Here is a 12,719-nt window from a genome sequence, read left to right as displayed (position 1 = left end):
CTAGTTTAGAGGTGATTGGCTGTGTGAGAGTTTTTTTTACCTCATACTACAGGGATACAATATTGAGAAATGACTGATAAAAAGATCCATGAAATTACTCATTAGTAATGATGACGGAGTTTCTGCTTTAGGTATTCGTACCCTAGCTGACCGCTTGGCAGAAGCAGGACATGATGTAAGTGTAGTTTGCCCAGATCGGGAGCGTTCAGCAACCGGACATGGATTAACCATGCACCAACCCATTCGCGCTGAAGTGATCGAATCAGTTTTTCATCCGGCCATCAATGCTTGGGCTTGTGATGGTACTCCCTCAGATTGCGTGAAATTGGCACTGTGGGCTTTGTTAGATTCTCCCCCTGATTTAGTTCTGTCTGGCATTAATCAAGGTGCAAATTTGGGCACTGAAATTCTTTATTCTGGTACGGTTTCCGCCGCTATGGAAGGTGTAATTGAAGGTATTCCCAGTATAGCTTTAAGTCTTACCAGCCATACATCCAAAGACTTTCAACCTGCTGCTAGGTTTGCCGAAATGCTTGTAGAGAAACTAGCGGTAAATCCTTTACCAGAATTGATGTTGCTGAATGTCAACGTTCCCCCTGTACCTTGGGAAAAAATCGCCGGGGTGACTTTTACTCGTCAGGGAGTACGGCGCTATGTGGACGTTTTTGACAAGCGTGTGGATCCCCGTGGTAGAATCTACTATTGGTTAACTGGGGAAGTTTTAGAAGAAGTGGAACCGCCCAAAGGTTTAAATATATCTGATCATGTGCCGATTGATGTCCATGTGATCCGCAACAACTACATCAGCATTACCCCATTACAATATAATCTTACCTATCCCACAGGATTGGACAAGTTATCCAGTTGGGAATTTCCTCTGACTTGAGTGATGATCAGCAGTCTGGAATCAAGTTTGTACTCTAAGCAATTGTAGATTTTAGATTAGATTGGAGATCAAGAGCTATTAGCGCCATCGCCTACCTGACTCAACTTTGTAGACCCCTGACCGTAAAGTAGCTTGTGACTGATGGCTAAATCAACCTAAATTCTCAGAATCCACGTGCTAAATTTGTCTAAAAATGGGTGTTCTTTGTGGGTTGCTTCCTCACCGGAAGAGCTGCTCAAACCAACTGCTGTCGCTCTTGGCAAATTTGACGGTGTGCATCTTGGACATCACAGAGTTATTCAACCAATTTTGCCCGCAGCATTGGATGGGGAGAACACCCAGCCACAAGAACAAACATACTCGACAGTTGTCACCTTTGACCCCCATCCCCTGGAGTTTTTTACAGGTCAACCCAGACCTTTGCTCACACCACTGGATGAAAAAGTCCAACAATTGCGCTCTCTAGGAGTAGAACAACTTGTACTGCTACCCTTTGACAAAGAATTATCTGCTTTATCTCCCACAGATTTTGTAGATAAAATCTTAGTGCAACAACTCCAATGTCGCCGAATTAGTGTTGGGGAAGATTTTTGTTTTGGTAAACAGCGTCGTGGTACTGCTCAAGATTTGCAATTACTAGCCGCGAAGCACCATATCCCCGTGACTATTGTTTCCTTGCAAACTTATACAGACAATACTCCCACCCAACAGACTCCCATTAGCACTTCACTCATCCGTCACTATTTAGAAAGTGGGGAGATTAAAAACGCTAACTTTCTACTGGGACGACCTTATACCCTCATTGGTACTGTGATTGCAGGGGCAAAAATGGGCAGAACTATCGGTTTTCCCACCGCCAACCTGGAATTACCACCAGACAAGTTTGTCCCCCGCCATGGTGTATATGCCGTCCGCGCTACTATTATGGGTGATACACCAGACCCAACTACGATACATGATAAATTGGGTGTGATGAATATCGGTAAGCGCCCGACAGTCAATGGTAGTAACTTGTCTGTGGAAGTGCATCTATTCGATTGGTCTGGTGATTTATATGGCAAAAAACTGACTGTGCGGATCGTCGATTTTTTGCGCCCAGAACAGAAATTTCCTTCTCTGGAAGACCTGAAAACACAAATTCAACTTGACTGTAATATTGCTAGGGAAGTTTTCAGGGTGAATGCTGATTTGACCTAATTCAATGGGAATTATCTCTATTATTCCGGAAATAATTACCGCCCTCCACACCTATGTAATCTCATAACTAAGATATAGGTGTGAAGAGCCTCCTCTGGAGTCATCAAATCAAGACCATCTTGGCATTTAAGTGTAAAATACAATCATGCTGCTAAGATTCAAGACTCAACTCACAGTCAACAAGCAACAAAGGCTGCCACTGGCTGAACACGCACAGAGCAGCTATACAGGCTTGGAATCGAGGTTTAGCACTATGTGAAATCAACCCAATCCATTACTTATTGGATCTACTTTTTTCTTGTTTTTGAGTTAACTCTGATTTTATGCCCATCTACAACCTGAATGGCTGGACTGGGTTAAATTCTTATAATCAATACAAAAACTTTATTTTCCGTACCCCTTGATTTAGTTCCCTAATCTGCCATGCTAAAACTCTTGTTGGGCGACCCCAACGCTCGTAAGCTGAAAAAATACCAACCTTACATTAGTGAAATTAACCTGTTAGATGAAGAGATTCAAGCTCTTTGCGACGAAGATTTAAAAGGCAAAACAGCAGAATTTCAACAGCGTCTTGGTAAGGGCGAAACACTCGATGATATTCTGCCAGAAGCCTTTGCTGTGGTCAGGGAAGCCGGACGGCGAGTCTTGGGGTTGCGACATTTTGATGTCCAGCTGTTGGGCGGTGTTATCCTGCACTCTGGACAAATTGCCGAAATGAAAACCGGGGAGGGTAAAACTCTAGTTGCTACTTTACCGAGTTATTTAAATGCTCTAACTGGTAAGGGTGTACACGTGGTTACCGTGAACGATTACCTGGCTCGTCGGGATGCTGAATGGATGGGACAGGTGCATCGGTTTCTGGGTCTAAGTGTGGGGCTAATTCAGTCCAGCATGATTCCCAGTGAACGCAAGAAAAACTATGAGTGTGACATCACCTATGTGACTAATAGTGAAGTGGGCTTTGACTACCTACGGGACAATATGGCCACATCCATGGCGGATGTTGTACAACGCCCCTTCAACTATTGTGTAATTGACGAGGTAGACTCGATTTTAATTGATGAGGCGCGAACACCCCTGATTATTTCTGGACAGGTAGAAAGACCTACGGAAAAATACCTCCGCGCTGCTGAAATTGCCTTCAGTCTGAAAAAAGATGAGCATTATGAGGTAGATGAAAAGGCTCGAAACGTACTGTTAACTGATGAAGGGTTTGCAGAATCAGAACATCTTTTGGGAGTTACAGATTTATTTGACCCGGAAGACCCCTGGGCGCATTTCATGTTCAATGCTATTAAAGCTAAGGAACTGTTCCTCAAGGATGTAAACTACATCGTCCGTAACGGCGAAGTGGTAATTGTGGATGAATTTACCGGGCGCGTCTTACCGGGAAGACGTTGGAGTGATGGTCTACACCAAGCAATTGAAGCTAAAGAACACGTAGATATTCAGCCGGAAACTCAAACCCTGGCAACAATTACTTATCAAAATTTGTTCTTGCTGTATCCTAAACTCGGCGGGATGACAGGAACGGCTAAGACCGAAGAGCCAGAATTTGAAAAAATCTATAAGTTAGAAGTGGCGGTAATTCCCACCAATCGCACCAGGAAACGTCAAGATTTGGCCGATATGGTCTTTAAAACTGAGCCTGGTAAATGGCGAGCGATCGCCGGTGAATGTGCCGAAATGCACCAACTGGGTAGGCCGGTTCTAGTAGGAACTACTAGTGTAGAAAAATCAGAATATCTCAGCCAGCTACTAAAACAGAAGGGGATTCCCCACGAACTTCTCAACGCTCGCCCAGAAAACGTAGAACGGGAAGCAGAAATAGTCGCTCAGGCAGGACGCAGAGGGGCTGTAACTATTGCCACCAACATGGCGGGGCGGGGTACAGATATTATCCTGGGTGGTAACTCCGAGTATATGGCACGGTTGAAGCTGCGGGAATATTTTATGCCGCGAATTGTCATGCCGGAAAATGAAGATATCTTTGGTGTGCAAAGGGCAGCTGGGTTACCCTCTGGACATGGTGGTGGTCAAGGTTTTGTTCCCGGTAAAAAAGTCAAAACTTGGAGAGCTTCACCGGAAATTTTTCCGACTCAATTGACAAAAGACACCGAACAGTTATTAAAAGAGGCTGTGGAGGTGGCTGTGGCCGAATATGGTGAACGCAGCCTACCAGAACTGGCAGCAGAAGACAAGGTAGCCATAGCAGCAGAAAAGGCTCCCACCAATGACCCTGTAATTCAAAAGTTACGGGAAGCTTACAACCGGGTGAAGCAGGAATACGAAGAATTCACTGACCGCGAACATGATGAAGTGATTTCATTAGGCGGTTTGCACGTCATTGGTACAGAACGCCATGAGTCACGCCGCATTGATAACCAATTGCGGGGACGGGCCGGACGACAAGGGGACCCTGGCTCGACCAGGTTCTTCCTCAGTTTAGAAGATAACTTACTGCGGATTTTTGGGGGCGATCGCGTCGCTGGGTTAATGAATGCTTTCCAAGTAGAAGAAGATATGCCCATTGAATCTGGGATGCTCACCCGCAGCTTGGAAGGGGCACAGAAAAAAGTCGAAACCTATTACTACGACATCCGTAAACAGGTGTTTGAGTACGACGAGGTGATGAATAACCAACGTCGCGCTATCTATGCGGAACGCCGCCGGGTTTTAGAAGGTCAGGACTTGAAAGAACAGGTGGTCAAATATGCTGAAAAAACTATGGATGAAATCGTTGATTTCTACATCAACCCAGACCTACCCTCCGAAGAGTGGGAATTAGAAAAGTTGGTGGATAAGGTCAAGGAATTTGTCTATCTGCTAGCGGATATGGAAGCAAATCAATTAGAGGATATGACCTTAACCGAGATGAAGGCATTCCTCCATGAACAAGTGCGAATTGCTTACGACCTCAAAGAAGCCCAAATTGACCAGATTCAACCGGGACTGATGCGACAAGCGGAAAGGTTCTTTATCTTGCAGCGTATTGATACTCTCTGGCGGGAACATTTGCAACAAATGGATGCTTTGCGGGAGTCTGTGGGTTTGCGCGGTTATGGGCAAAAGGATCCGTTGATTGAGTATAAGAGTGAGGGTTATGAACTCTTTTTGGACATGATGGTTAACATCCGCCGTGATGTGGTTTACTCGCTGTTTATGTTCCAGCCTCAGGCTCAACCTAGGGTGCAGGCTTCTGAGATGGTGTAAGTTTTTTTGGTAGGCAAAGTCCCAGAGGCGCAGAGATGTTTTTCTGCGTCTTTTTTTTGGGTCTGATGGATGAACGTGTAATTGGTTTTACTGGAATGATAAGATGATTTAGTGACTAAATGAGCAATTCTACTAAATTATGACTTCGATTCTCGAACCTTTGCAGATTGGTAAACATATTGCCCGTTATCCTATCATCCAAGCTGCTATGGCGGTGCGGGTGTCTGGATCCAAATTAGCGGGCGCAGTTGCTAATGCTGGCGGGGTGGGAATGATTGCTTCTCTAGGTTTGGGTTTAGATTCTCCGTATTTTAACTACCGTAAAAAAAGTACTTTCTTTACAGCTAACCGTCTGGCTTTAATTGATGAATTGAACAAGGCCAGGATGATCAGCCCCCATGGGGTGATTGGGGTAAATATAATTGTGGGTACTAAGGATTACCCTGTTTTGGCTCAGGTGGCGGCCGCCCATAAGGCAAGTCTGATTATTACTGGGGGCGGTTTACCTTTAAATTTACCAGAGTATACAAGTGATTTTCCTGATGTGGCTCTTGTGCCTACAATAGCTAATGTGGAGGGGGTAAGGCTGATTTGTGAAACTTGGAAGGGTCTCTACAATCGCTTACCTGATGCTTTGATTGTGGAAAATTGCCAGCAGGTGGGGGGACATTTTAGCCAATGTGATAGCGTTGTCCCGGGGTTTTCTATTGGGCTGGTGATTTCCCAAGTGCAGGATTATTTAGCCCGTGAAATGGGTGTAAGTATACCTTTAATTGTCACAGGTGGAATTAGCGATCGCACGGATATTAATCAAATGTTATCCATGGGGGCTGATGGTGTACAAATGGGTACTCGCTTCGTCACGACCATAGAATGTGATGCCCATTCCTGTTATAAAGATTTTCATCTGCAGTCCAATCCTGAAGATATTGTTACTGTCCCCAGTCCCATAGGAAAACCCAGCCGCGCTTTACGCAATAATTTTACACAGGAGATTATGGCAGATTCGCCACAGCAACGGCGATGTATTGCCAACTGTTTAGAAACCTGTCTGTTTAGAGATCAAGGTAAAACTTACTGCTTGCTGAATGCATTGGCTCAAGCCGCCCGTGGGGACGTGGAACATGGTCTAATTTTTTCTGGGGCTAATGTGAGTTGTACGCAGAAAATTATCTCTGTTGCCGAACTGATGGCAGATTTAACTGCTCAAAGCTAGCACCATAACCTAACTCCTCTCCTGACTCAGGACTGGGGATACTTTTGCTTTCCTGCAGGATTGCGGTCAAGGATTTCTACCGGCTTATTTGCCCATTGTACAACGGCGGCAGGGAATGGAGTATGGCGATCGCCAAAGGCAGTTTCAACTATACCGACGGGGGGCTATATCGAGTTTAACTTAGTGTACGACAACCGCCATTTTACGACGCGCAAATCTAAAAGGTGCGGATTTAACAGGAGCGATTTTAACAAATGCTGACCTAGAGGGTGCTATCATGCCTGATGGTAGGATTCATGATTAAAAATGACATTTAGCAAAACTGCCTGTGACTAAAAAAGGTCTGGTCTGTACTTTTGCCAATAGTAGAAACTGTATTTATGATCATAATTAATCCAACTCCATAGTTCTAAATCAGGTGAATTATGCCAAATAATTGAACTAGGATTAACAGCAATAATCCAACCTGCTTTTTGCACTTGCATACACAAATCTGTACTTTTAAAGTTAACACCAAAATCTTTACATACTCCAAGATGCTGCACAACTTGATATGGCAACAGAACAGATTTAGCAGCACAATACTCTACCTGAATATAAGCTTTATTATGTAATAATTCTTCGCCTAAGATATTATCTTGCTTGGCAAAATTGGTTGTTGATTGTGGGTAATTACTATTAATAAAGTTACCAAATTCTTGAATAGTTTTAGGTTCTTTGCGCTCATAAACCTGAGAACACACTAAACCAACTTCATTATACTCTTGTAAAGTTGTAATTAGTGTGCTGAGAGCCAAAGGATCTAGACGTACATCACTGTCAAGTAGCCAGATGTAATCGTATTTCAGGTTACTGACAAATTGTAACCCATAATATAAGCCCTCATGATCAGCTAATTTTTGTTCTGGTTGCAAAAATGTAATTTGAGTAAAGTCAAATTTTTGTAAATAAGCTTGAGTAAATTCATCTAAAGCATTATCTACAACGTAAATATCAATTTTTGTCTGATATAATTTCTGTTTGCGAATATCTTCCAGCACAGAAGACAGAGAAGTTAAATTATAATGAGCCTCAATAACAATTGCAACTTTCATAATATTCTGATCATAAATATGGGCTTGTACCTGTGGTTGAGCTAAAAATCCTGCTAAATAAGATTTCACTTTTACCAATCTCCACAACGCCTATTTGATATTTGAGAATTTTCAATGGACTCATGAACTAAAAATGTGCATTTTCTGGAATTACATAAATGGCTTATGGGTATGGTGCGTTAGACTGCATAAATTGTGTCAATCAAGTAAAGCACCCGACAGTTACGTAATATCTAACTGGAAAAATGCACAATAAAATAGTACATAGCTCAAGAATGTAACTTTTTGGTTTTGTTTACTCTTCTATCTCAAGGGTGAAGACTAGCAAGCAATTAAGGTAATTCAGGTAAAATATATAACATTATCTTTTATAGGATATGATGCCAGTGAGGCTTTTTTCAACTAGGCATATAAGCAGACGACAATCGCACTGCAAATATATGCGAAAATCATTTTACTGAAAACAATACTTTGCGCCTTTGCGTCTTTGGGTGAAACAATTATCAAATATGGCGATCGCGATCGATTTTGGTACAAGTAATACAGTTATAGCCCGCTGGAACCCGGTCACCCAGCGGCCAGAAACCCTGACCATACCGGGTTTATCAACTCAGCACAGCCTCAACCCCCCAGTTATTCCCAGCCTAGTATACATAGAACAAATACAACAGGGTAAAGTATTAGTAGGGCAAGAAGTACGCGACGGCGGTTTTGACCTCAAGAACGAAACAAGATTCTTCCGCAGCTTCAAGCGGGGAATTGGTGCGGATGTTCAAGGTTTCCTCCCAGAAATAGATGGGGAGAATGTCACCTTTGAGCAAGTAGGGCAATTATTCTTGAATAAATTAATTGCACAATTAGCACCGATGGAAGGAGGGTTAGATTCTCTGGTCTTAACAGTACCGGTAGACAGCTTTGAAGCCTATCGTCACTGGTTAAGCCAAGTTTGTCAAGCCCTCCCGGTGGAAAAGGTGCAGATGTTAGACGAACCAACAGCCGCGGCTTTGGGTTACGATTTAGCAGACCAAGAAATTCTCTTAGTGGTTGACTTTGGCGGTGGTACATTAGACTTGTCTCTAGTGCGCTTAGATGCAAGTTTGCCAACTAAAAAACCTGTAGGATTTCTCCTGAAATGGGGTAATAAATCCCTGGGTGACAATTCCCGCCAAAAACCTAAAACAGCCCGTGTACTAGCCAAAGCCGGGCAAAATCTGGGGGGTAATGATATAGATGATTGGTTAGTAGATTACTTTGCTAAAACTCAAGGACTAGCGGTAACTCCCTTAACCACAAGATTAGCCGAACGGGTAAAAATCCAGCTATCAACTCAAAACCAAGCTAGTGAAGTTTATTTTGACGACGAGAAGTTAGAGAGCTATGAATTGTCATTAAACCGGGAAATATTTGACAACATCCTGGAAGAAAAGGGATTTTTTGCCCAATTAGATGAGTCAATGACCAGTTTATTACAACAAGCGCGACGACAGGGCATAGAAGTTACAGATATTAACGCCGTTTTGTTAGTGGGTGGGACTGTACAATTACCAGCAGTGCAGACATGGGTAAAACAGTATTTTCCAGGGGAAAAAATCCGCTGTGACCGTCCCTTTGAAGCGATCGCTCAAGGTGCGTTACAGTTAGCCCAAGGGATGGAAATCAAAGACTTTCTCTATCATAGTTATGGTGTCCGCTATTGGGACCGCCGCCAAAACCGTCATAATTGGCATTCGATTATTAAATCGGGGCAGGCGTACCCCATGAGTGAGGCGGTAGAATTAGTTTTAGGCGCGTCTGTAGAAAACCAACCCAGCATTGAATTAATTATTGGGGAATTGGGTTCTCAGACAGGTAGTACGGAAGTTTATTTTGACGGCGATCGCTTGGTTACTCGCCGTTTAGAAGCGGGTGTCACCAGTGTGAAACCCCTCAATGATCAAGCTGGTGCGAGAACCATCGCCCAACTGACACCACCAGGATATCCGGGAAGCGATCGCATTAAGGTTTCGTTTCAAGTTGATGAACAACGTTTTTTGCGCATTACAGTGGAGGACTTGTTAACCAGCGATACCCTGTTAGAAAATCAACTAGTCGCCCAACTGAGTTAGTTGACAGTTAAAACTCCCTGGTCTGCATCCAAAGTTGCTAATACACCCACAGGTAAAGCCGCATTGGGACTGTCATGACCGAAGGGTAAATCAGATACAATGGGAATACCCAAATCACCCAGGCGATCGCGGAGGACTTCTTCAACACTGAAGCTAGGTATACCAGGCGATGCTTCGCATTGAGTAAAGCCCCCCAAAGCAATACCACGAACCTTTGATAACAGACCACTTAAACGCCACTGGGTAACCATGCGGTCAATGCGGTAGGGTGCTTCTGTCACATCCTCCCATGCTAAAATCACACCATCCAACTCCGGTAATATTGATGTAGCTAAAAGATGAGTAGCAACGGTAAGATTACCTGGTAGTAACAGACCAGTGGCGATTCCACCACCCCAAGGACAACCTTTGAGGGGAGGAATAGGACGACCTTCGACAACATCGAATAATCGCCCAATTGACCAATCTGGTTCATTTCCTAAAGTCGTCAGTACGGGAGCATGAAGACTAGAAATACCTGCTGTGTAAAGACTCCATAGCAAAGCTGTAATATCAGAAAATCCTATCAGCCATTTGGGTGGTCTACCGTTGAGGTTCCAAGTCCAATTTTCCAAAATCCGGGTGCTACCAAATCCCCCCCTAGTGCAGAGGATACCACGACAAGCTGGATCTTCCCAGGCTTGGGTTAGCTGTTGGCGGCGAATTTCGTCTGTTTGTGCTAAATATCCCCACTTATCAGCTACATTAGCGATAATTTCCACTTGATAACCACGCGATCGCCAAATTTCTACACCCCTTGACAATGCTGGTAATTCTCGCAACGCACCACTAGGAGCAATTACCTTTAATAAGTCACCAGGTTGCAGGGGATGGGGTAATATGTGAGATTGCATAATTGAAACTGTAATTTTTTTTGTGTGCTTTGTGCTTGTTTAGTAAACAAGGGCGGGGAGAATGCCCACCCCACAAGATTTATGATGTTAAGATGTGTACTTGATTTACTTGAAAAGTGCTGTAATGCCAAACTGTACGTACTTTCAACACAACCTATGATGAATACCTATGATAAATAAATTGGGGTTGAGTCTGTTGCTACTTGCATTCATCGGAAATCCGGCCTGGACATCTACCGCCAGTGCGGTTTTACCGGGTAAACTCACTGTAGGAGTTGATGGATTGCGAAACACACAGGGACTGGTGTGTGTGACCATATTTGCTAATAGTAAAGGATTTCCCAATAATAATGATGGTGTAGTTAAAAGTAAGTGTACTAAGATTTCCGAAACATCCTCAAAAATTACCTTTGATAACTTACAACCTGGTACTTATGCTGTAGCTGTTATCCATGATCAGAATCAAGATCAAATCCTCAATGTTAATTACCTGGGTATCCCCACGGAAGGTTTTGGGTTTTCCAGAAACCCAGAAGTTCGTACCAGTGCTCCTAAATTTAAAGACGCTGCTTTTTTGTTAGCAGGGCCAAATACAGTTATCCAAGTTCAGATGAAATATTTTTGAGTTTTGTTTTTAAGTGGAAATGTCGGGTGGGTTAGCAGTTAGTTACGGCGCGGTGGAAAATCTTCTATGTTGTAATTGTACTTCTAACTCACCCTAAGTCTCCACTACAAAATGTTAATTGTTAATTGTTTGTGGCTGTTATTCACCTTCCATGAATAGATGTTTCTAAAACTGCTGATTGCTGTGTAGCTTCTTCTGACACGGTTACCTTCTGATTTTCACCGCGCCAGTTATCCCTTTGGTTAATTAGATAAATGCTGATTAAAGTTAGTCCTACTCCCACCCACTGTAACGGGGTGAGAACTTCTGAGAGGATAAGATTACCAAATAAGAGGGCAAAAACTGGAGTGAGAAAGGTTAGAGAACTCAGACTAGTTAAACTACCACTAGAAGCAAAGTAGAAAAATAATCCATAGGCGATCGCACTACCAAAAACTGTAGCATAACCTAAAGCCATCCATTCAGAGATAGTGAGATTCTGCCACTGGTGAGATTCTACTACCGATGAAATACCCCACAACGGTAATCCCGCCAAAATCATGTGCCATCCCGTGGCCATTACCGGGTCAGCATATCTACAGACAAACCGAATCATCACCGTTCCCACAGCCATGGAGAGGGCGGCTAACAGCATTAACCATTCACCACTACTCAATACATCTTGCCAATTCCCAATGCTTGCATTGACATTGGGATCAAAAAACTGAAAAATCAACTCATGGGGTAAACCAATTAAACTAATACCGATAACTCCCAGTCCTAACCCCAGCCATCCCCACAAACCAATGTGTTCTTGGAATAGCCACAAGGACAACAAAGCCACCGCTAAAGGTTGGGAGTCAATCATTACAGACCCTAACCCAGCACTAGTTCTGACTAGTCCCTCTGCCAAAAAGCCTTGAAATAATGCCCCATCTACCAAGGCAAATAAAATAATCCACAGCCATGCTAACCAACCTTTGGGCTGGGGTTTACCCATCATTGTTGCTGTAATTAAAATTAACACCCCTGCTGGTAACAATCGCACAGCTGCCATAAATAGGGGTGTAGTGTCGGCTATGACTCCTTTCATGGCTACCATTGCTGTTCCCCACAGGAAAAACGGGGCGATTAAAACTAAGGGAAGCCTGGGGGAAATTTAGATGCACTGAGTTTCAGTTGCATGGGTTTGTTGATGCCTTCGTTTTATAAATACTACAATTACTTTACACAATTTTACATAATTATGTAGTTTTGTGTTCCCTTAGTATCCAGGGGATTTGATTTTCTCTTCCATAAATTTTCAGCAAATCCTGATTTCTGTGATTAATTAATACTCAATCATCTGGATTTTATTCACTAAATTAGAAATTTATTTCTTTAGATAGATAATATTTAACGCATATTATTTAAGATTCTATATCTAATAAATCATCTCATAAATTCATTTTTATGTTCTAATTTTTAACAGTATTATCGACAATAAATTAAGGTAGATATGTTGATAATAT

The 12,719-nt window shown here is 43.0% G+C and carries 8 protein-coding genes and 3 pseudogenes; 8 read left to right on the top strand and 3 right to left on the bottom strand.

Annotation, left to right across the window (positions count from 1 at the left end):
* Window positions 1-88 precede the first annotated feature (88 nt).
* From surE to AC6IZ0_RS19115, 6 genes and pseudogenes are all read left to right on the top strand, one after another.
* Window positions 89-886 (top strand): 5'/3'-nucleotidase SurE, encoded by a 798-nt coding sequence (surE, locus tag AC6IZ0_RS19140; protein WP_497724406.1) that lies wholly within the window; start codon window positions 89-91, stop codon window positions 884-886.
* 174 nt (window positions 887-1,060) lie between these two features.
* Window positions 1,061-2,083: a bifunctional riboflavin kinase/FAD synthetase gene (locus AC6IZ0_RS19135; RefSeq protein ID WP_271734723.1), complete on the top strand. Its 1,023-nt coding sequence runs from the start codon at window positions 1,061-1,063 to the stop codon at window positions 2,081-2,083.
* Window positions 2,084-2,506: 423 nt separating this feature from the next.
* Entirely contained in the window at window positions 2,507-5,296 is a 2,790-nt protein-coding gene (gene secA, locus AC6IZ0_RS19130; RefSeq protein ID WP_271734722.1) for a preprotein translocase subunit SecA, read from the top strand.
* Between the two features lie 139 nt (window positions 5,297-5,435).
* Window positions 5,436-6,512, top strand: a complete 1,077-nt coding sequence (locus AC6IZ0_RS19125) for an NAD(P)H-dependent flavin oxidoreductase (RefSeq protein WP_497724405.1) — start codon at window positions 5,436-5,438, stop codon at window positions 6,510-6,512.
* 37 nt (window positions 6,513-6,549) lie between these two features.
* A pseudogene (locus AC6IZ0_RS19120) lies at window positions 6,550-6,704 on the top strand (coproporphyrinogen III oxidase); the annotation flags it as partial.
* Window positions 6,703-6,816: pseudogene (locus AC6IZ0_RS19115) on the top strand (pentapeptide repeat-containing protein); the annotation flags it as partial. The pseudogenes AC6IZ0_RS19120 and AC6IZ0_RS19115, both read left to right, overlap by 2 nt.
* Before the next feature lie 28 nt (window positions 6,817-6,844).
* On the opposite strand, the gene AC6IZ0_RS19110 reads toward AC6IZ0_RS19115, so the two are convergent.
* Window positions 6,845-7,675, bottom strand: coding sequence for a glycosyltransferase family 2 protein (locus AC6IZ0_RS19110; protein ID WP_497724403.1), 831 nt, complete (start codon window positions 7,673-7,675; stop codon window positions 6,845-6,847).
* Window positions 7,676-8,115: 440 nt separating this feature from the next.
* Here AC6IZ0_RS19110 and AC6IZ0_RS19105 point away from each other — a divergent pair, with 440 nt between their 5' ends.
* Window positions 8,116-9,711, top strand: coding sequence for an Hsp70 family protein (locus tag AC6IZ0_RS19105; protein ID WP_497726107.1), 1,596 nt, complete (start codon window positions 8,116-8,118; stop codon window positions 9,709-9,711).
* On the opposite strand, the gene AC6IZ0_RS19100 is transcribed toward AC6IZ0_RS19105, so the two are convergent.
* Window positions 9,708-10,604, bottom strand: a complete 897-nt coding sequence (locus tag AC6IZ0_RS19100) for a S66 peptidase family protein (RefSeq protein ID WP_497724401.1) — start codon at window positions 10,602-10,604, stop codon at window positions 9,708-9,710. The genes AC6IZ0_RS19105 and AC6IZ0_RS19100 overlap by 4 nt on opposite strands.
* 169 nt (window positions 10,605-10,773) lie before the next feature.
* Between AC6IZ0_RS19100 and AC6IZ0_RS19095 the strand changes: the two genes are divergently transcribed.
* Window positions 10,774-11,229 (top strand): DUF2141 domain-containing protein, encoded by a 456-nt coding sequence (locus AC6IZ0_RS19095; protein WP_271734710.1) that lies wholly within the window; start codon window positions 10,774-10,776, stop codon window positions 11,227-11,229.
* 142 nt (window positions 11,230-11,371) lie between these two features.
* On the opposite strand, the pseudogene AC6IZ0_RS19090 reads toward AC6IZ0_RS19095, so the two are convergent.
* A pseudogene (locus tag AC6IZ0_RS19090) lies at window positions 11,372-12,393 on the bottom strand (DMT family transporter).
* Window positions 12,394-12,719 lie beyond the last annotated feature (326 nt).

The organism is Anabaenopsis sp. NIES-4685, from assembly GCF_059725405.1.
Note: the sequence above shows the minus strand (reverse complement) of the source record. Positions and strands in the feature narration are given on the sequence as shown.